This is a genomic window from Hydrogenophaga sp. (assembly GCF_018780385.1).
Lineage (GTDB): Bacteria > Pseudomonadota > Gammaproteobacteria > Burkholderiales > Burkholderiaceae_C > Hydrogenophaga.
Window position 1 is genome coordinate 1 of the sequence record NZ_JADMJO010000116.1, and the last position, 20319, is coordinate 20319.

Annotated in this window: 15 protein-coding genes; 9 read left to right on the forward strand and 6 right to left on the reverse strand. The window is 64.3% G+C overall.

Annotated features, from left to right (window positions below; genetic code table 11):
- The first annotated feature begins 8 nt into the window (after positions 1 to 8).
- Both IV113_RS23320 and purH read left to right on the forward strand, forming a co-directional pair.
- Positions 9 to 230: a helix-turn-helix domain-containing protein gene (locus IV113_RS23320; RefSeq protein WP_291090333.1), complete on the forward strand. Its 222-nt coding sequence runs from the start codon at positions 9 to 11 to the stop codon at positions 228 to 230.
- A gap of 39 nt (positions 231 to 269) precedes the next feature.
- Positions 270 to 1862 carry a bifunctional phosphoribosylaminoimidazolecarboxamide formyltransferase/IMP cyclohydrolase gene (gene purH / locus IV113_RS23325; protein ID WP_291090336.1) on the forward strand — a complete coding sequence of 531 codons (1593 nt, stop codon included), beginning with the start codon at positions 270 to 272 and terminating at the stop codon, positions 1860 to 1862.
- Positions 1863 to 1975: 113 nt separating this feature from the next.
- On the opposite strand, the gene hemL is transcribed toward purH, so the two are convergent.
- Both hemL and IV113_RS23335 read right to left on the reverse strand, forming a co-directional pair.
- A complete protein-coding gene (gene hemL / locus IV113_RS23330) occupies positions 1976 to 3277 on the reverse strand; it encodes a glutamate-1-semialdehyde 2,1-aminomutase (RefSeq protein ID WP_291090297.1) in 1302 nt (433 codons plus the stop codon).
- Between the two features lie 58 nt (positions 3278 to 3335).
- Complete coding sequence (locus IV113_RS23335; RefSeq protein ID WP_291090300.1) at positions 3336 to 4277, reverse strand: bifunctional hydroxymethylpyrimidine kinase/phosphomethylpyrimidine kinase; 942 nt, start codon at positions 4275 to 4277, stop codon at positions 3336 to 3338.
- A 154-nt stretch (positions 4278 to 4431) separates the two neighbouring features.
- Here IV113_RS23335 and IV113_RS23340 point away from each other — a divergent pair, with 154 nt between their 5' ends.
- From IV113_RS23340 to IV113_RS23365, 6 genes are all read left to right on the forward strand, one after another.
- Positions 4432 to 4605, forward strand: coding sequence for a rubredoxin (locus IV113_RS23340; protein ID WP_069047877.1), 174 nt, complete (start codon positions 4432 to 4434; stop codon positions 4603 to 4605).
- A 98-nt stretch (positions 4606 to 4703) separates the two neighbouring features.
- On the forward strand, positions 4704 to 5099 hold the full coding sequence (locus IV113_RS23345) for a response regulator (protein ID WP_200959315.1): 396 nt from the start codon (positions 4704 to 4706) through the stop codon (positions 5097 to 5099).
- On the forward strand, positions 5099 to 5464 hold the full coding sequence (locus IV113_RS23350; RefSeq protein ID WP_056268050.1) for a response regulator: 366 nt from the start codon (positions 5099 to 5101) through the stop codon (positions 5462 to 5464). The genes IV113_RS23345 and IV113_RS23350 overlap by 1 nt, the downstream gene beginning before the upstream one ends.
- Positions 5465 to 5491: 27 nt before the next feature.
- On the forward strand, positions 5492 to 6043 hold the full coding sequence (locus IV113_RS23355) for a chemotaxis protein CheW (protein WP_291090308.1): 552 nt from the start codon (positions 5492 to 5494) through the stop codon (positions 6041 to 6043).
- Between the two features lie 61 nt (positions 6044 to 6104).
- On the forward strand, positions 6105 to 8357 hold the full coding sequence (locus IV113_RS23360; protein WP_291090311.1) for a methyl-accepting chemotaxis protein: 2253 nt from the start codon (positions 6105 to 6107) through the stop codon (positions 8355 to 8357).
- Positions 8358 to 8390: 33 nt separating this feature from the next.
- Entirely contained in the window at positions 8391 to 14369 is a 5979-nt protein-coding gene (locus IV113_RS23365; protein ID WP_291090314.1) for an Hpt domain-containing protein, read from the forward strand.
- Positions 14370 to 14372: 3 nt separating this feature from the next.
- Here IV113_RS23365 and IV113_RS23370 read toward each other — a convergent pair whose 3' ends face one another.
- Entirely contained in the window at positions 14373 to 15542 is a 1170-nt protein-coding gene (locus IV113_RS23370; RefSeq protein ID WP_291090317.1) for a DSD1 family PLP-dependent enzyme, read from the reverse strand.
- On the reverse strand, positions 15535 to 16182 hold the full coding sequence (locus IV113_RS23375) for a histidine phosphatase family protein (protein ID WP_291090320.1): 648 nt from the start codon (positions 16180 to 16182) through the stop codon (positions 15535 to 15537). Before IV113_RS23375 ends, IV113_RS23370 begins: the two co-directional genes overlap by 8 nt.
- 104 nt (positions 16183 to 16286) lie before the next feature.
- Between IV113_RS23375 and IV113_RS23380 the strand changes: the two genes are divergently transcribed.
- Positions 16287 to 18656: a PAS domain-containing protein gene (locus tag IV113_RS23380; protein ID WP_291090324.1), complete on the forward strand. Its 2370-nt coding sequence runs from the start codon at positions 16287 to 16289 to the stop codon at positions 18654 to 18656.
- A gap of 24 nt (positions 18657 to 18680) precedes the next feature.
- Here IV113_RS23380 and IV113_RS23385 read toward each other — a convergent pair whose 3' ends face one another.
- Both IV113_RS23385 and ttcA read right to left on the reverse strand, forming a co-directional pair.
- A complete protein-coding gene (locus IV113_RS23385) occupies positions 18681 to 19388 on the reverse strand; it encodes a hypothetical protein (RefSeq protein ID WP_291090327.1) in 708 nt (235 codons plus the stop codon).
- 40 nt (positions 19389 to 19428) lie between these two features.
- A partial coding sequence (gene ttcA / locus IV113_RS23390; RefSeq protein ID WP_291090330.1) for a tRNA 2-thiocytidine(32) synthetase TtcA occupies positions 19429 to 20319 on the reverse strand: 891 nt, incomplete at its 5' end.

Here is a 20319-nt window from a genome sequence, read left to right on the forward strand (position 1 = left end):
AGAACAAACTGCACGACTGTGTGCGTGCCAGCATGGAAGACTTCTTCCACGACCTCAACGGCACCGACCCGGCCAACCTGCACGACATGCTGGTCAAGGCGGTGGAGAAACCACTGCTCGAAGTGGTGATGGAGCAGGCGCAGAACAACCAGTCGCGCGCCGCGCAGTGGTTGGGCCTGAACCGCAACACGCTGCGCAAAAAATTGCTCGAACACAAACTCATCGACTGAGTCCGCCCCTTTCAGCCCCTTTCAAAAACCACCAAGACCCTGTTCATGCGCGCACTCATCTCCGTCTCCGACAAGACCGGCATCGTCGAACTCGCCCAGGCCCTGCACAGCCTCGGCGTGTCCCTCATCTCCACCGGCGGCACCGCCAAACTGCTGGCTGATAAAGGCCTGCCCGTGACCGAGGTGGCCGAGGTCACCGCGTTTCCCGAGATGCTCGATGGCCGCGTGAAGACGCTGCACCCCAAGGTGCACGGCGGCTTGCTCGCCAGGCGCGATCTGCCCGAGCACATGGCCGCGCTCAAGACACACGGCATCGACACCATCGATCTGCTCATCGTCAACCTCTACCCTTTCGAGGCCACGGTGGCCAAGTCCGGTTGCACGCTCGACGACGCGATCGAGAACATCGACATCGGTGGTCCAGCCATGGTGCGCAGCGCGGCGAAGAACTGGAAGGACGTTGCGGTGCTCACAGATGCTGCGCAGTACGCCGGCGTGATCGATGAACTCAAGACCACGGGGAAAGTCAGCGATGCGACGCGTTTCGCTCTGTCGGTCGCCGCGTTCAACCGCATCAGCAACTACGACGGCGCCATCAGCGACTACCTTTCCAGCATCACGTTTGACGCCGATGCGGCCGTGCCCACACGCAGCGAATACCCGGCGCAGGCGAACGGCCGCTTCGTGAAACTGCAGGATCTGCGCTACGGCGAGAACCCGCACCAGACCGCTGCTTTCTACCGCGACCTGTACCCGGCACCCGGCTCGCTGGTGACCGCGAAGCAGTTGCAGGGCAAGGAACTGAGCTACAACAACATCGCCGACGCTGACGCGGCGTGGGAATGTGTGAAGAGCTTCGACGTGCCAGCGTGCGTGATCGTCAAGCATGCCAACCCCTGCGGTGTGGCTGTGGGCAACGATGCACTTGAGGCCTACAGCAAAGCCTTCCAGACCGATCCCACCAGCGCCTTCGGCGGCATCATCGCGCTCAACCGTGTGCTCGATGGCGCGGGCGCGCAGGCCATCAGCAAGCAGTTCGTCGAAGTGCTGATGGCGCCGGGCTACACGCCCGAGGCGCTGGAAGTGTTCAAGGCCAAGGCCAATGTGCGCGTGCTCGAAATTGCGCTGCCACCCGGCGGCCCCTCCGCCTGGGACAAGGGCCTGAACCTCACCGATGTGAAGCGCATCGGTTCGGGCCTGCTGATGCAGTCGGCCGACAACCACGTCCTCACCCGAGCCGACCTCAAGGTGGTGACCCAGTTGCAACCCACCGAGCAGCAACTCGACGACCTCATGTTTGCCTGGACGGTGGCCAAGTTCGTCAAGTCCAACGCCATCGTGTTCTGCAAGGACGGCATGACCATGGGCGTGGGCGCGGGCCAGATGAGCCGGCTCGATTCGGCACGCATCGCCAGCATCAAGGCGAGCCACGCCAAGCTGTCGCTGCAAGGCACGGCCGTGGCCAGCGATGCCTTCTTCCCGTTCCGCGACGGCCTTGATGTGGTGGTGGATGCGGGTGCAAGCTGCGTGATCCAGCCCGGTGGCTCGATGCGCGATCAGGAGGTGATCGACGCGGCGGATGAACGAGGCGTGGTGATGGTTTACAGCGGCGTGCGCCACTTCAGACACTGAACTGAAGCGACACCCCCTCGCCGGCGCTTTGCGCCGTCACCCCCTCAAGGGGACGCCTCCTGCGGCCCGGCAAAGACGGTTCCGCGGCGGCACTTGACGATGCACCTCGCTCGTCAGAGGAGTTTGAACACTTCCCGCGCTGCGGCCACCGTGTCCGCAATGTCCTGCGTCGTGTGCGCCGCGCTCACGAAGCCGGCTTCGTACAGGGCGGGTGCGATGTACACGCCGCGGTCCAACAAGCCGTGGAAGAGTTTGTTGAAGGTCGGCCCGTCGGTGGTCATCACCTTGGCGTAGTTCTGCGGCAGTTGGTCGAACAGGAAGAAGCCGAACATGCCGCCCTGGCTGTCACCGCACATCGTCACGCCTTCGGCGTGGGCAGCGGCGGTCAGACCGTCCACCAGCGAGCGTGTGGTGGCTGACAGTGCTTCGAAGAACCCGGGCTTCTGAATTTCCTTCAGCGTGGCCAGTCCACAGGCCGTGGCCACGGGGTTGCCCGAGAGCGTGCCCGCCTGGTACACGCCACCCAAAGGGGCGAGCTGCTCCATCACCGCGCGCTTGGCGCCAAAGGCGGCCAGCGGCATGCCACCTCCGATCACCTTGCCCATCACCGTCATGTCGGGCTCAAAGCCGGGGATGAGTTGGGCGTACACGCTCTGCGCGCCACCGAGCGCGACACGGAAACCCGTCATCACCTCGTCGAAAGCCAGCAGCGCGCCGTGTTGCGTGCACAACTCGCGGCAGCGCTTCATGAAAGGCACGCTGGCGCGCACGAAGTTCATGTTGCCCGCGATGGGCTCGATGATCAGGCAGGCCACGTCCGACCCGTGCTCGACAAACGCCGCTTCGAGCTGCTCGACGTTGTTGTACTCCAGCACGATGGTGTGCTGCACCACCTCGGGCGGCACGCCGGCACTGGTCGGGTTGCCGAAGGTGGCCAGGCCCGAGCCGGCTTTCACCAGCAGCGCGTCGGCGTGGCCGTGATAACAGCCTTCGAACTTGATGATCTTCTTGCGCCCGGTCGCACCGCGTGCCAACCGGATCGCGCTCATGCCAGCCTCGGTGCCGGAGCTCACCAGCCGCACCATGTCGATGCTGGGCACGAGCTTGATGATCTCTTCGGCGAGTTCCACCTCGCGCTCGGTCGGCGCGCCGTAGGAGAAACCTTCGAGCACCGCCTTCTGCACCGCTTCCACCACGGCCGGGTGACCATGGCCCAGGATCATCGGACCCCAGGAGCCGATGTAGTCGATATAGCGTTGTCCGTTGGCGTCCCAGAAATAAGCGCCTTGCGCTTTTTGCACAAAGCGGGGCGTGCCACCCACCGCTCGAAAAGCGCGCACCGGTGAATTCACGCCGCCGGGGATCAAGGCTTTGGCGCGGTCAAACAGTTGCTGGTTGCGGTCGACAGTGGTCATGGAGTGAAGCTGCGTTGGTGGCGAAGCGCGCGCAAGTTTGCGCTGCGCGGGGGGCGAGTCAATGCCGGGTGGTGTCGAGCGGGAAATCGTCGGCATCGAGCGTGCTGTCCGATGCAGATTCCGCCGAGGCGTCTTCGCCTTCTTCATCTTCTTCGTGCGCCCAGAACAACCGGTCGGGCACGGCGTGGCCCATGCCGGGTTGAAAGCCGGCATCGAGGCATTGGTCCAGGTAGGTCAGGGCTTCGGCGCAGGCCGATTGAAGGTCGCTGCCACCCGCAATCAGCGCGCACAGAGCCGCCGACAAGGTGTCACCCGCCCCGCTGAAGGTGGCCTCAAACCGCTCGTAGCGCGCCGTGGCCAGCACCGCTTCGGGCGACGCGAGGTGGCTCTCCAGGTACTGGTCGGCGGCGTTGAAGCCCGTCACCAGCGTGTAGGGAACACCGTGCACGGCGGCTGCCCGGGCCACATCGCGCGGGCTCGGCGGACGATCACCCTCCCATTCAGGCAGGAGCCAGCGGCACAGCGTGCTGTGGTTGCCCACGAGCACGGTGGTTTGCGGCAGCAGGAGCTCGGCGCTCGCATCGAGGTAGGTCTCGATCGCGAGCTCGTCCCACCACGAAAGGTCGGGCATGTAGGCAATGACCGGCACGTCGGCGTAGTCGGCCGTGATCTCCGCCACCACGCTGAGGTTTTCGGGGTTGCCCACGAAGCCGACCTTGAAGGCCTGCACCGGCATGTCTTCCAGCGCACACCGTGCCTGGTCGGCCACGGCCTCCTCGTCAAAGGCAAAGTGATCGTGGATGTCCGACGTGTCGCGCACATAGGCGCCGGTGACGACCGAGAGCACGTGCACCGACGCGCTGGACATGGCGGTGATGTCGGCGCTCAAGCCACCCGCGCCGCTGGGGTCGTTGGCGTTGAACACCATCACGCAGGGCAAAGCTGCCTCACCCAGTGGCGGGAGCGGTGCGGGTGTTGTTTTTTCGGGCGTATCGGGCATGGGTGGAGAGAGGGATCGAATTCGTGTGGAAGATGCCCGCAGAATGATCCTGGCGCTTCAAGCAAGGCATTGAACAGAGGCCAGAATCCACTTCCAGCGGGCCGTACCTCGCTCGATACAATGCTTGCATTCTATGACAAGGCCCCCTATAACCATGACCGAAACGAAGACTTGGATGTGCCTGATTTGTGGCTGGATTTACGACGAAGCGCAAGGTGCTCCAGAGCACGGCGTACCGGCTGGAACCCCGTGGGCCCAAGTGCCGATGAACTGGACTTGCCCCGAATGCGGCGCTCGCAAAGAGGACTTCGAGATGGTTCAGATCTGAGCAACAGACCCCCGTTGCATCTGGCATACACAGACCGAGGCACGGGCTCCCTGGCCCGAGTGCCGCACTTCCTGACCCATTCCTGGAGCCTGTGAATCGTGAGCCCAACACCTGCCCTGAAAGTTCTGGTTGTCGACGACAGCAACACCATTCGGCGAAGCGCCGAAATCTTCCTCAAGCAGGGTGGGCACGAAGTCTTGCTGGCGGACGACGGCTTCGACGCCCTGGCCAAGATCAACGACTACCAACCCGATCTGGTTTTCTGCGACATCCTGATGCCCCGCCTCGACGGCTATCAGACCTGCGCCATCATCAAGCGCAACGCCAAGTTCGCCAATATTCCCGTTGTCATGTTGTCCTCCAAGGACGGCGTCTTTGACAAGGCCCGCGGACGCATGGTGGGCTCGCAGGACTACCTCACCAAACCTTTCACCAAAGACCAACTGCTGCATGCCGTGCAGCAGTTCGGCGCCAACCTAGCCGGAGCTGCATGATGGCCATCCACAAAATCCTCGTTGTTGACGATTCAAAAACCGAACTCATGGTGCTGTCCGATCTGCTGAGTAAAAACGGCTACAGCGTGAGGACCGCTGAGAATGCGGACGAGGCCTTCCGTCGCTTGGGAGAGGAAAAGCCAGACCTGATCCTGATGGACGTTGTGATGCCCGGTCAAAATGGATTTCAGTTGACGCGTGCCATCACCCGCGATCCCCAGTATTCGAACATTCCGATCGTGATGTGCACCAGCAAAAGCCTGGAGACAGATCGGGTCTGGGGCATGCGGCAGGGGGCACGCGACTACGTGACCAAACCTGTCAACGGTGAAGAGTTGCTGTCGAAGATCCGGGCGCTGGCCTGAACCACCTTGAATTGAACCCTACCGAGCATGGCCAAACGACAATCACTGAAGGAGCTGCAGGAACGTTTGGCTCAGCGATTGAGCGTTGCCAAAACAGAGGCCGTGACGGCGGCCTGGCTGGCGGTGGAGTCCAACGGAAGCCGCTATCTCCTTCCGCTGGTTCAGTCGGGTGAAATCTTCCCCTGGTCTGCGGTTCAACGCGTCCCGTACACCAAGCCTTGGTACTTGGGTGTGGCCAGCCTGCGGGGTGGTCTGCACGGTGTCATCGATCTTGCGGCGCTGGTGGAGTCTGCGTCGGCTGTGGCCGGTTCGGCTGCGTTGGCGAGTCAAGGTGAGCGCATCACCTCCGAATCGCGTCTGGTCAGTCTGCACACCGCATTGGGTGTGAACGCGGTGATCTGGATTGACCGCCTCTTGGGATTGCGAAGTGCTGCGATGTTCAGCGGCTTCGGGTCCAAGCCGGATGGCGCACCCCCCTATTTCAATCGATCGTTGATGGATGCCCAGGGCCTGCATTGGCAGGAGCTGGATTTGCAGGTGTTGGTGGGCGAGCCCGAATTCCTCGCAATTGCGGCCTGACAACCATCCAGGTTGATCAGACCCGTCTTTTCTCATTTGTTTTCTGTTGGAAGGTGTTTACATGGCCACGCTTGATCGATTCCAGGGACTGTTCAAGAAAAAAGCCGATGATGAACGTGACCTGTCCACCGTGAGCGACCAGGAGGCCGCCGAACTGGCGGCGGCCCGCTTGGCTCCCGATCCTCAGGCGGATGATTATTCAGGCAATCTGCTCATGGCCGACGACGATGAGGGTGCCGAGCAGTCGGGTTTGATTTCGGTGCCCTTGCTGGGGCGCCGGCCTGCAGAGCAACACCAGCGCACGCTGGCCGTGTTGCTGGCTTTTGGTCTGGTCGTGCTCGGTGCGGTCACTTTCTTCGTTTTGAGCCAGACCGAGAAAGTCAGTCAGCAGTTGGCCGCCAGCGGTCAGGCGCTGATGCAGTCGCAGCGTCTGGCGAAGAGCGTATCCCAGGCCTTGATCGGCAGCCCGGCGGCCTTCCCCGAAGTGCGTGACAGCTCTGACGTGTTGTCGCGCAGCCTGCGCGGCCTCAAGCAAGGCGACGCCGACATGTCCATCGACGCCTTGGGTCCCGACTACACCGCGCGACTCGACGAATTGCTGCCGCGGATTGACGCGGCTGAGCGCAATGCGTCCGCGGTGCTTGCGCAGGAAAAAATCCTGACCCAGGTGGGCAACGCTTTGCGCACCATCAACCGCCAGTCGTCGGACCTGCTGGAGATCGCCGAGACGATTTCTTCACTCAAGCTGCAGCAAAACGCGCCGGCTGCGGAAATCTCCGCGTCAGGCCAGCTCGTGATGTTGACCCAGCGTATCGGCAAGTCGGCCAACGAGTTTCTGACGCTTGAAGGTGTGAGCCCCGAGGCGGTGTTCCTGCTGGGCAAGGACTTGAACACCTTCAAGGAAATCTCGGAAGGTTTGCTCAACGGCAGCGAAGAACTTCGCTTGACCGCGGCCAAAGACGAGCAGGTGCGCGAGCGCCTCGGTGCGTTGCTGAAACTGTACGAACAGACGCGGGTGGAAGCGGGCGCCATTCTGGGCAACCTGCAAGGTCTGGTGTCGGCCCGCGAAGCGCAGGCCAGCATCATTGCCGACAGTGAGCCGCTGCGCCTGGGCCTGCAGAACCTGCAGTCGGAACTCACCTCGCGTTCGGGGCTGAGCGGCGGCGAATTCGGCGCCTTGCTCTTTTCCGCGCTGTTTGCCCTGTTGTGTGCCGGTGGTCTGGCCTATGTGCAGCTGCAGGAAAGCCGGCAACGTCAACTGACTGCGGAATCGCAGCGTCTGGCGGCCGAGTCGCTGGAGCAAGATGCCAAACGCGTCAACGACGCCAACCAGGCCGCCATTTTGCGTTTGATGAACGAACTGCAAACGGTTGCTGAAGGTGATTTGACCCAGGAAGCCACGGTGACGGAAGACATCACCGGCGCTATCGCCGACTCGGTGAACTACACGGTGGAAGAGCTTCGATCGTTGGTGGGCAACGTGCAGGCCACGGCCACGCGCGTGGCGCAAACGACGTCGGCGGTGGAAAACACCTCCACCGAACTCCTGGCAGCTTCCACCGAGCAGCTTCGGGAAATTCGCGAAACCGGCCAGTCGGTGCTCGACATGGCGCAGCGAATCAACCAGGTGTCCGGTCAGGCGCAGGAGTCGGCCACGGTGGCCCGTGCTTCGCTGCAGGCGGCCGAATCGGGTCTGCAGGCTGTGCAGGACGCCATCGGCGGCATGAACTCGATTCGCGATCAGATTCAGGAAACTTCCAAGCGCATCAAACGGCTGGGTGAGTCGTCGCAGGAAATTGGTGAGATCACGGAACTGATTTCCGACATTACCGAGCAGACCAACGTGCTCGCGCTGAACGCCGCCATCCAGGCCGCATCGGCCGGTGAAGCGGGTCGAGGCTTCTCGGTGGTGGCGGAAGAGGTGCAGCGACTGGCCGAACGTTCTGCCGATGCGACACGACAGATTTCGGCGCTGGTGAAGGCGATTCAAACCGATACGCAAGACGCGGTGGCCGCCATGGAACGCTCCACGCAGGGTGTGGTCGAGGGCGCGAAACTCTCCGACAACGCCGGTACCGCACTGTCCGAGATCGACCGCGTTTCGCGCCGGCTGGCCGAACTGATCGAGCAGATTTCCAACGCGGCGTCGCGAGAAGCCGATTCCGCCAACGAGGTGGCCGGAAACATCCAGCACATCTTTGCCGTGACGGAGCAGACAGGTGAGGGCACCCGCTCCACGGCTCAGCAGGTGCGTGAACTCTCGGTGATGGCCGAAGAACTTCGCCAGTCGGTGTCGCGTTTCAAGATCGCCTGATTCCCCCTGTCGGACCCCTACTCCAAGATCAACATGCTCGACACCGCTACCGACAGTCCGCAGATGGATCCACCTGTCGCCGACCTCGGTCCGTTGGCATGGGTGTTCGACGAGCTGCGCAAATCGCTTGATGGAGCCAACAAGGCGATCAAGCGGTTTGTGCGTGAGACGGAGCAGTCGCGCATGGACGATCTGCAGGCAGTCGATCCGGCCTCGCTGCGTCAGGCGCGTCAGCAACTGCATCAGGCGGTCGGTGCCTTGGAGATGGTGGGGCTGGGCGCGCCAGCCCATGTGCTCCGGGCCATGGAGGCGGCGGTTCAACGGTTTGTCCAGCGACCACAAAGCTGCAACGAAGAGGCAGCAGCGAAGGTTGAGCGCGCCAGCTTCGCTCTGGTGGAGTACCTTGAGGCGGTTCTGAACAACAAACCGGTGCAACCCGTTGCCTTGTTCTCCCAATACCGGGAAGTGCAGGAGTTGGCGGCGGCCGAGCGCGTGCACCCCGCCGATCTGTGGCCGTTCGATCACCACGGCGTGGACGTGGCGGCCCCAGCCGACCGAGCGCCGCTCGAATGCAATGCTGCCATTCGTTCCTTGTTTGACCGCCTGGTGTTGCTGGCCGTCAAGACGGAAAGCCAGGCGGCGGTACAGCAGTTGGTGAAGATCAGCGCGGGACTGTCTGCGGGAGCGGTAGATACCCGAGCCCGAACCTTCTGGCGTGTGGCAGCAGGGTTCTTTGAAGCGGTTGCGCACCGTTTGTTGCCCACTGACGTTTATGTCAAACGGGCTTTTTCGCGGATCCTGATGCAGTTCGTGACCTTGTCGCAAGGCAAGTCGCAGGTATCAGAAACGCTGCTGCACGATCTCTTGTTTTTCTGCGCTCAACCGCATGAGGTGTCGAGCCAATTGGCGCCGCAACTGGCCTTCGTCAGACAGGCCTTTGGTTTGGGCAGTGTCGCGGCGGTCGATTACCACGTGGCCACGCTCGGCCGCTACGACCCTGCGGTACTCGCTCAGGCGCGCAAGCGCATCAACGCGGCCAAGGAAGCCTGGTCGCTGTATTCCGGGGGGGACGCCAGCCGGGCGCGTCAGGTGGCCGATCAGTTCGGCCTGATTGGCGACTCGCTGCTCAAGTTGCATCCCGCCAGCAAGGTGCTGGCCCAGGCCTTGGTGAAGGCGGCAGACCACGCGGTGCGCGAGCCCGGTGGCGTGAGTCCTGAACTGGCCATGGAAGTGGCCACCACCACGCTGTACCTCGAAGCGTCCTTTGAAGATTTCGACCCCCGCGCGCCCGAGCTCACCGAGCGCACGCAGGCGCTCGCCGATCGCCTTGAAGCCGTGATGGCCGGGGAGCCAGCACAACCGCTGGACAGCTGGATGGAGCAGCTGTACCGTCGGGTGAGTGATCGCCAGACCATGGGCAGTGTGGTGGGTGAACTCAAGGTGTCCTTGGGGGACGTCGAGAAGTCGCTCGACCAGTTCTTCCGCACACCGCAGGAAAAAGCAGGACTGCACGTCGCCGTCTCGCAACTGGCTCAGATGCGTGGCGTGCTGTCGGTGCTGGGGCTGGAACAAGCGGTTCATGCAGTCACCCGCATGCGCACCACCGTTGAGCAGATCCTCGACACGGAAGTGGACGAGGCGCTGGCTCGCGAAGCGGGCACGTTCCAGCAGTTGGGCAACAACCTGAGTGCCATGAGCCTGCTGGTGGACATGCTCAACTACCAGCCGAATCTGGCCAAGAAGCTGTTTGTCTTTGACGAAGACAAGGGTGAGTTGCTCCCCCTCATGGGCCGCACCGTCAATGTGGAACTGCGCCACCCGCCGGTGCGCGACGAGGCCCGCGCCATCAGCGATGGTGTGCAGCAGGTCGTCAACGAAGTCCAGGGCGGCATGAACCTGGTCGATCTGAGCCAGCAACTCGACTCATTGGCCGAGCAGGCCACGCTTGCCGAGCAGTCGGGCGTGGCGCGTGCTGCGCGCGAGGCTGCGGGCGCGGTGGTCGGGAACGATGCCGAGGCGGGTGCGCAGGCTTTGGTGGGCCTGTCCGAAGCCTCTCTCGCGGCCCACGAGCGCGAGCCGGTTGATGCCACGGGTGAAGACAACGATGAAGACGATCTGCTCGACATCTTCCTGGAAGAGGCCAGGGAAGTGGTGGGCAATGGCCTGGAGGCTGTTGCTCAGCTGCGCGTGCAACCGGGTGATCTGGAGCACCTCACCACCCTGCGTCGCGCGTTTCACACCCTCAAGGGCAGTTCGCGCATGGTCGGGTTGGAAGAATTTGGCCAGGCGGCCTGGTCCATGGAGCAATTGGTCAACACCGTGTTGGCGGAGCAACGACCTGCGGGTCAGCCATTACTGATGCTGACGGAACAGGCCATGACCGACTTTGGTCGGTGGGTGGATGACATCTCGGCGCGGCGCGAAGAGCATTGGAAAGCGCAGCCTTTCAAGACCAGCGCCGAAGCGCTGCGCGACCAGGGTCTTTTCCTGCCACTGGCGCATGCGGCCGCGTCCGAAGGTGCGGCTTCGGCCATCGAAGAAGAACCCGACGTGTCGGCACCGGAGGAATCCGCCGCCACGGCTCCTGAATCCGTTGCGCTCGAGGCCGCTGAAGTGGCGTCTTCCTCTGACGAAGCGATCGAAGTTGCCCCGTCAGCCGTGGACCTGGATCTTGGCGAGTTGGTGGATGTCGACGATGGTTCTTCACACGAGGCGCCTGAAGAAGCCATTCAGATCGACACCGCGTTCCTTGACTTTGAACCGTCACCGCCTTCGAGCGAATTGCCTGCTCCCGAGCAGATGCTCGCGGACATCGACTTCGGCAGCTTGGCGGCCTTCTCGTCAAGCGAAGCCGCCAAGACTGAAGAAGCCGATCTCTTGCCGGTGGCCGAAACCGCCGCACCGTTGCTCGAAGAGCCGGTGGCGCTGGAGCAAGATTCCGCTGTGCACGAGCCGGATCCGGTGGATATCCCTGAACAAGTCGCCGAGACGGACATGCCCGATGAGCAGACGCGGGTGATTGGCTCACTGCGCATCGGCCTCAAGCTCTACAACGTGTACCTCAATGAGGCGGACGAGTGGTCGCGCCGCTTGTGCACGGGGCTGGCCGAATGGGCGCTTGAGCGTCACGAGCCCGTGCCGGAACAATCCGAAGCACTCGCACACTCGTTGGCCGGCAGCTCTGCCACGGTCGGATTCCAGTCGCTGTCGGACATCGCCCGAGCCCTTGAGCATGCGATCGGGTCGGTTGGTCTTCATCAGCGGGCAGGCGCCCCGGCCACAGCCGAGCAGGCCAAGTTGTTTGTGGATGCATCCGAAGACGTTCGACGCTTGCTGCATCAGTTTGCTGCCGGTTTCCTCAAGGAGCCCGATCCCCAGTTGATCGACGCGCTCTACCGGGTGGTCCACGATCCGGTGCCTGACGAATCTTCGCAGCAAACCGATGAGCTGGCCGTGATCGACGAGCCCGTGATCGAGACGCCGGTGCCCGAAGAACCGGCGCTTGCCCAGCAAGAAGTCGCTGCGTCGACCTTCGCACCATTGGTGAGCTTCGACCTGCCTGCGCTGGTCGAGCCCACGATCGATTTTGTGGCTCCCCACGCAGACGCTCACCGCGTCGAACATGCCGTGGTGCAGGACATCGACGACGACATCGACGTACTGGACACGATCGACATCGACCTGTTCCCGATCTTTGCGGAAGAAGCCCAGGAACTGTTGCCCCAGCTCGAAGGCGCGCTGCGCCAGTGGGTGGCGCGTCCGGACAACGGCAGTGCCCGATCCGAGGTGCTGCGCAACCTGCACACCCTCAAAGGCAGTGCGCGTCTGGCAGGCGCTCTGCGTCTGGGCGAGATGGTTCACCGCATGGAAACCACGGCCGAGCGACTGGGCTCCGACGTGCAACGCGGTGCCGACCTGGAGCCCCTGCAATCCGCGTTCGATGCCATCAGCGCCCGTTTCGAAGTGCTGCGCCGCCAGGACCCCGAGTCCGTCGATGTGGTGCAGACGGCTCCCGAGCACATCGTGTCCGAGACGGCCGCAGTGCTGGCGCCAGCAGCCATTGACGGGACGCCGGATCTGTCGAGCGAAGTCGTTGCGGTGCGGGGTATGGAAGGGCTCACCATGCCGGTGGCGCCCACCGTGTTGCAGGCCCGTGCAGGTGCAGCCGTGCGCGTGCGCCCCGAGTTGCTGGACCGGCTGGTCAACCAGGCCGGCGAGGTCATGATCACCCGCTCGCGCATGGAGTCCGAACTCGTGACCCTGCGTGGTTCGCTGAAAGATCTCACGGGCAACCTGGACCGCCTGCGTGGCCAGTTGCGCGACATCGAGCTGCAGGCCGAGACACAGATGCAGTCGCGGCTGGCCCAGGCGCGTGACGCCGACCAGTCGTTCGATCCGCTCGAATTCGACCGGTTCACCCGCGTGCAGGAGCTCACCCGCATGATGGCCGAGTCGGTGAACGACGTGGCCACGGTGCAGCGCAACCTGCAGCGTGCGGTGGAATCGACCGAAGACAGTCTGGTGGCCCAAGGCCGGCAGACCCGCGAGTTGCAGCGCGATCTCTTGCGCACGCGCATGGTGGAATTCGAGGGCATTTCCGAGCGTCTTTACCGTGTGGTCCGGCAAGCGTCCAAGGAAACCGGCAAACAGGTTCGCCTGGACATCACCGGCGGCAACATCGAAATGGACCGTGGTGTGCTTGACCGCATGACCGCCGCGTTCGAACACCTGTTGCGCAACAGCGTGGTGCACGGCATCGAGACGCCCGAGGCCCGTGTGGCCGCCGGCAAGCACGCTGAAGGTCAGATCGAGATCACGCTGGCGCAGGAACTCAACGACGTGTCGGTGGTGTTCGCCGATGACGGCGCCGGTCTGGATCTGGTGCGCTTGCGCGAGAAGGCGGCCGCGCTGGGTCTGGTCGCGCCCGACGCCGACATCAGCGATGCGCACGCCGCTCAACTCGTTTTCGAGCCGGGCATCAGCACCGCGCGTGAAATATCCGAGCTGGCCGGCCGGGGCATCGGCATGGATGTGGTGCGCAACGACGTGGTCGCACTGGGTGGCCGCATCGAGACCGCCACCCAATTCGGGCAAGGCACCAACTTCAAGCTGGTGCTGCCGCTGACCACGGCGGTGACGCAGGTGGTGATGCTGCGCGCTGGCGCGCTCACCCTGGGCGTGCCGTCCAACCTGGTGGAGCTGGTGCGTCGCGTGAGCAGCGACGAACTGAGCAAGGCTTACGCGAGTGGTTCGCTGATTGTGGCGGGCGAGGAAGTCCCGTTTTTCTGGGCTGGGGCCTTGCTGCAGTCGTCGGTGCAATCGTTGGAGAACAAGGGTCGCACGCTGCCGGTCATGATCTTCCGAAGTGCCGCACAACGCATGGCCATGCACGTGGACGAGGTCCTGGGCAACCAGGAAGTCGTGGTGAAGAACCTGGGCTCGCAGCTCTCGCGCTTGCCCGGTCTGGCCGGTATGTCGGTGCTGGCGTCGGGTGCCGTGGCCTTGATCTACAACCCGGTGGCCTTGTCCACGGTCTATGGCGAACAGGTTCGCAGCTGGGTGGCCAGTCGGCAGAAGGCCGCGCTGGCCATGCCCGAGGACGCACCCGCACCCATGGACATGGCGGTCAATGCTGTGCCCCTGATCCTCGTGGTCGACGACTCGATCACCGTGCGCCGTGTGACGCAACGGCTGCTGCAGCGAGAAGGTTACCGAGTCACGTTGGCGGCCGATGGCCTGCAGGCGCTGGAGAAACTCCAGGCCGAGCGGCCCACGGTGGTGCTGTCCGACATCGAGATGCCGCGCATGGACGGCTTCGACCTCGTGCGCAACATCCGCAGCGATGCGCGACTGTCCGACCTGCCTGTGATCATGATCACCTCACGCATCGCGGAGAAACACCGCGAACACGCGCGTGAACTGGGTGTGGATCACTACCTTGGCAAGCCGTACTCCGAAGACGAACTGCTGGCCCTGATCGGCCACTACGCCAAAGCCACCGTCGAGGTTTGAGCGTCAGCCCAGGCAGCCGCGTGCGTCCACCCGCACGATGCGCTCCACCTGGCCCGCGGCCAGCCCACCGCGCACCCCGACCATGAAGTCGTGCAGGTTGACCGTGGGGTCACAATGGCCCGGCACCAGCCAGACGACCTCGCCCAGCGCGGGCAGCGGGTGGCTGCCGTCGGTGCGCAGCGCGCCATGTTCATCACCACCGCTGGTGTAGACCAACCCCTCGGGAAACCACACGCTGGGCATGCCGCTGTCGATGGCGTGGCTCTTGTGGCCGGCGTCGCACACCGCGTGGTCGGCGCTGCGGCTCATCACCTGGCTCTTCACGAACAGGGCGTGTTCAAACACCGGCGCCTGCGGCGTGGCCTCGTTGCTGGCGTAGTCGGCGTCCATGAACAGGTATGAGCCCACCTGCAGCTCGCCCCACACGCCGCTGGTGGCCTCCATTGAAAAGGTGCCGGTGCCCGCACCCGTGACCAGGGGCACCTCGATGCCTGTGGCCCGAAGTGCCTCGCAGGTGGCCCGCACGGCACGGGTGGAGGCGGCCATGGCCTCGGCGCGCTCGGCGGCCGTGCGGCGGTGCTGGGCGCCGCCGTGGTAAGCCTGCAGCCCGGCAAAGCGCAGCGCCGGGTGAGCTGTGATCGCCTGTGCCAGCGCCACGGCGGGCGTGCCGGGCGCGACGCCGCAGCGGCCTTGCCCCACGTCGATTTCGATCAGCACGTCCATGCAGGCGGGCGCGCTCACACCGGCAGCGTGCAAGGCATGCGCCAGGCGCTCCACCCCCTGCGAGCTGTCGACCGCAATGGAAAATTTTGTCGGGAGATCACGCACCGCCTGCGCCAGGCGCAGCAGTTTTGACGGCGCGATCACCTCGTTGCTGATGTAGACGTTGCGCACGCCCGCCTCGGCCAGAGCGAGCGCTTCATCGGTCTTTTGCACGCACACGCCCACCGCGCCGTGGGCCATCTGCAGCTGGGCCAGCTCGGCGCTTTTGTGCATCTTGGCGTGCGGCCGCAGCCGCACGCCGTGCTCGGCGGCAAATGCCGCCATGCGCGCCAGGTTGCGGTCCATGGCGTCGAGGTCGATCACCAGCGTGGGTGTGTCGACGGCCTCCACGCCATGGCCGATCCAGGCCTGCGCCCGGCGCCAGCGCGTCAGTGATGCGGATTCATGCATTGCGCTCATCCAGGGTGGTTCCGTGGTTGGATTGCAGGTGGCTGGTGTCGGCCCAACCCACCAGGCTGAGGCCTTCGGGCGACCACAGCAACCGGTTGATGGCGGTGTTGGTCAGCTCCCAACTGCGTGGCGCCTGCAAGCTCAGGCGCGTGGCAGCGCGGTACAGGATGTCCAGCACGCCGCCGTGCGCCACCATGAGAATCTGCTCGCCCGGGTGGCGAGCGGCGAGCTCTTCCACGGTGGACACGACGCGCGCCTCAAGCTGCAACAGCGATTCACCGCCCGCGGGCGCGAAGTCGGGCACCCGCTTGCGCCAGGCCAGAGACTCCTCGGGAAAGCGTTGCTCCAGCTCGGTCCAGGTGTGGCCTTCGAACCGACCGAAGCAGCGTTCGCGCAGGCCCACGTGTGTTGTCACGGTCTGGTTGCGCGTGCGGGCCACCGCTTGTGCCGTTTCCAGGGCACGCAGCAGGTCGCTGGCGTAGCAGGCGGCGATCGGTTCGTCGCGCAGGGCATGGGCCAGCTGGGCCGCTTGCCTGCGACCATGTTCGTTGAGTTCGATGTCGGTGTGGCCCTGGATGCGCGTGTCGCGGTTCCAGGCGGTTTCACCGTGGCGCACGGCCAGGATGCGGGTGACTTGCAAAGGGTGTCCTTGAAGGCAGTCGGAAGGCTGCAACTGTACCGGTGACGCCACTTTCGCGGGCGCTGAACACCTTGAAAACGCGGGGTTGCGACACAATCCGTTGCATGACACTGGCGCCATCTCCGCCCGATGGGGATTTTTCAACCCTTTTCAATTTCCTGCCCATCGGGGCCTACCGCAGCTCGCCCGAGGGGCAGATGCTGCGCGCCAACCAGGCGCTGGTGCGGTTCAACGGCTATGAGTCCGAGTCGGAACTGACGGATGCGGTGAACGACATCGCCAACGAGTGGTACATCGACCCGGTGCGCCGCGCGGAGTTCAGGATGCAGCTTGAGCGCGATGGTTACGTGCGCGGTTTCGTCTCCGAAGTCCACCGCCACAAGACACGCGAACGTGTGTGGATCAGCGAGAACGCGCACGGCGTGCGCGATGCGTCGGGCGTGCTGCTGTACTACGAGGGCACGGTGGAGGACATCACTGATCGCATGCGTGACCAGAAGGCGCTGCGCGAGAGCGAGGAGCAGTTGCGTCTGATCACCTCTCAGATGCCGGGTGCCGTGTTCTCGGTGTTTGTGCGCCACGACGGCGAGCGCGAGTACCGTTTTCTCAGCGCCGGCATCCGCGAGCTCTATGGCTTCGAGGCGGAGGATCTGATGCGCAATCCGGCGCTGCTCGCGCGGTACTTTCATCCGGAAGACCGCGTCATGCTGGAGCGGGACCGCCAGGCCATCATGTCCGGTGCGGTCAGCCTGGACACCGAGTTCCGCGTCGTGCTGCCGGATGGACGCATCAAGTGGATTTGCAACCGGTCCAGCGCGGTGTCGGCTGACGAGCACGGTTTCCTGCGCGTGGGTGTGCTGTTCGACATCACCGACCGCAAGGAAGCCGAAGCCGCCCTGCACGCCAGCGAGACGCTCTGGAAACTGGCCCTGGAGAGCGCTGGCGATGGTGTGTGGGACTGGAACATCCGCACCGGCGAGGAGTTCTTTTCCACCAGCATCAAGGCCATGTTTGGTTATGCCGACGACGACCTCGCCAATCTTTCCGCCGAGCTCGACGCGCGCACCCATCCCGATGACCGGGCACAGATGGAACTGGACCGCAGGGCGCACTTCGAGGGGCGCACACCGATGTACCGCAACGAGCACCGCATCCGTTGCAAGGACGGACGCTGGAAGTGGGTGCTCTCGCGCGGGGTCGTGATCGCGCGCGACGTCAACGGGTTGCCGCTGCGCATGGTTGGTACCCACACCGACATCACCGAGCTCAAGGAGGCCGAGTCCCAGCAGCGTGCGCTCGAAGCGCAGCTGCGCGAGTCACAGAAGATGGAGGCCATCGGCACGCTGGCCGGGGGCGTGGCGCACGATTTCAACAACCTGCTCGCGGCCATCCTGGGCAACCTGGTGCTCGCGCGCGAGGACGTGGGCGAAGACCACCCGGCACAGGAAAGCCTGGCCGAAATCAGCCGTGCCGCGATCCGCGCACGCCAGCTGGTGCAGCAGATCCTGACCTTCAGCCGCCGCCAGACCCAGGAGATGCAGCGCCAGCCGCTCAAGCCACTGGTGGAAGAAGCCCTGGGTCTGATGCGCTCGTTGCTGCCCGCCGGTCTCAAGCTGGTCACGCGCCTGCCGTCGTCGGGCCTGCAGGTGCTGGCCGACGCCACCCAGATGCAGCAGGTGCTGATGAACCTGTGCACCAACGCCTGGCAGTCCATGGAAGGCGGCTCGGGTGACATCACCGTGGCGCTGCGCGAGGTGCGGCTGGATGCCTCGCAGGCCCTGCAGCTCGGTGGCCTGGCCAGCGGTGCCTACGCCTGCCTGAGCGTGGCCGACAACGGCCACGGCATGGACATCGAGACGCAGCGCCGCATCTTTGAGCCGTTCTTCACCACCAAGGCACCCGGTGCCGGCACCGGTCTCGGTCTGGCGGTGGTGCACGGCATCGTCAAGGCGCACCGGGGGGCGATCAGCGTGCACTCCCAGCCCGGTGAAGGCACGCGCTTCGATGTGTACCTGCCCCTGGCCGCTGCGACCGATGCTGGCGACCGCTCTGCGCTGGCGGTGACCGCGGCACCGGTGCCGAACGCCAGCGCCATCTCGGGAAAACATGTGGTTTACATCGACGACTACGAAGCGCTGGTGTTTCTGGTCGGTCGCCTGCTGCGCAAGCACGGGCATCAGGCCACCACGTTCGAATCGGGAGAAGCGGCGCTGGCCTGGATGCAGGCGAATCCCGCTGTGCACGTCGATCTGGTCGTGAGCGACCAGAACATGCCGGGCCTGTCGGGGGTGGAAACGGCCATCGAGATCCGGCGCCTGCGCCCTGCGCTCAAGGTCGCCATCATTTCAGGTCACGTGAACGACCGGTTGCTGACTGACGCCAGCGCGGCCGGTGTGAGTGACGTGATGGGGAAACAGGACAGCATGGACGCACTGGGCGAGGCCATTCGCGACCTGCTGGAGCGCAATGCTTGAAACCCTGCCCGGGCGATCAGCCGCTCAGCGCGGCACTTCGATGTTGACCTGACGCAGCCCGTCAGGCGGCGCGGGAAAGTCGCGCAGGGCGGCATCCAGCATCGCCAGCCACAGGGCGTTGGAGCTGTTCCAGCGGCCGTCGTGCGCGGCGCGGGTCTCGTACACCACCCGCCCGCTGCCCGCATGGCGGATCACCAGCGAAACCTCGCGTTGGTAGTAGGGCGTGTCCATGCGCAGGAAGAGCGGTGCGTAGATGATCTGGCCCGAACCGGTCACCACGTAGTCGCGTCCCGGAAAGCCGAAACCCGGGCCGAAGCCGCCACCCCAGTACCCGTCATAGGGGCTCTCCCAAGGCGCACGGGGCAGGCGCAGCGTGGCCGCGCTGACTTCCACTGTCCACGGCGCCGTGGTCACGCCCGCGGTGGCTGGCGTCCAGCCCACTTTCGCGAGCGACAGGGTGGCGAGCCTTTCCAGTTCGTTCTGCCCGTCACCGCTGCGCTTGTCTTGCTGCGATGGCAAGCGGTCGAACCGGAACACCTGAGGCGCCTGGGGAATGACCACGGGTGTGGAGGCACCCGACGGCGTGGGCCGGTCGGCCCAGCGCGCGTAGCTCTGCACCTGGTTGTCCACCAGGAACACGCTGGCGCAACCGCTGAGCGCGAGCAGGGCGAGCGCTGCAGTGCCGATCTTGAGCAGGCCGACCCAGGGGCGGGCGGAAGATGGGGTCTTCATGAAGCCTCCTTGGTGGATGGCGATCGCTGGTCCAGGGGTCTCAGTGCGCCGCGGAAATCGATATGACTGCGCGCGCAGCGTTTGCGTTCCCCTCGACGCCGCTTTCTTCAGGCCATGCTGGCGCCACCACGGGCAGCGGCTCGTCGTCGAAGGCCTTGTCGCCGTCCTCAAAGGCCTCGCCCGTGGCGTGAATGGTTTCAAACGGAAACAGCGAGCGATCCATCAGGTGGCTGGGCACGATGTTCTGCAACGCCGTGAACATGTTCTCCACGCGGCCCGGGAAACGCTTCTCCCAGTCCTTGAGCATCAGGCCAACCTGCTTGCGTTGCAGGTTTTCCTGGCTGCCGCACAAGGTGCACGGAATGATGGGGAACTGCCGCACCTCGGCCCAGCGGGTGAGGTCCTTCTCGGCCACGTAGGCCATGGGTCTGATCACCACGTGCTGCCCGTCGTCGCTCACCAGCTTGGGTGGCATGCCCTTGAGCTTGGCGCCGAAGAACATGTTGAGCAGCAGTGTTTGCAGGATGTCGTCGCGGTGGTGGCCCAGCGCAATCTTGGTTGCACCCAGCTCGCTGGCCACACGGTAGAGGATGCCGCGGCGCAGGCGCGAGCACAGGCTGCACATGGTCTTGCCTTCGGGGATCACGCGCTTGACGATGGAGTAGGTGTCCTGGTTCTCGATGTGGAACTTCACACCCAGTTTGGTGAGGTACGCGGGCAGGATGTCGGCCGGAAAGCCGGGCTGCTTCTGGTCGAGGTTGACCACGATCATCTCGAAGCCGATGGGCGCGCGCGCCTGCAGTTTCTGCAGGATGTCGAGCATGGCGTAGCTGTCCTTGCCGCCCGAGAGGCAGACCATCACGCGGTCGCCTTCCTCGATCATGTTGTAGTCCACGATCGCGCGGCCGACCTCGCGGCACAGGCGTTTTTC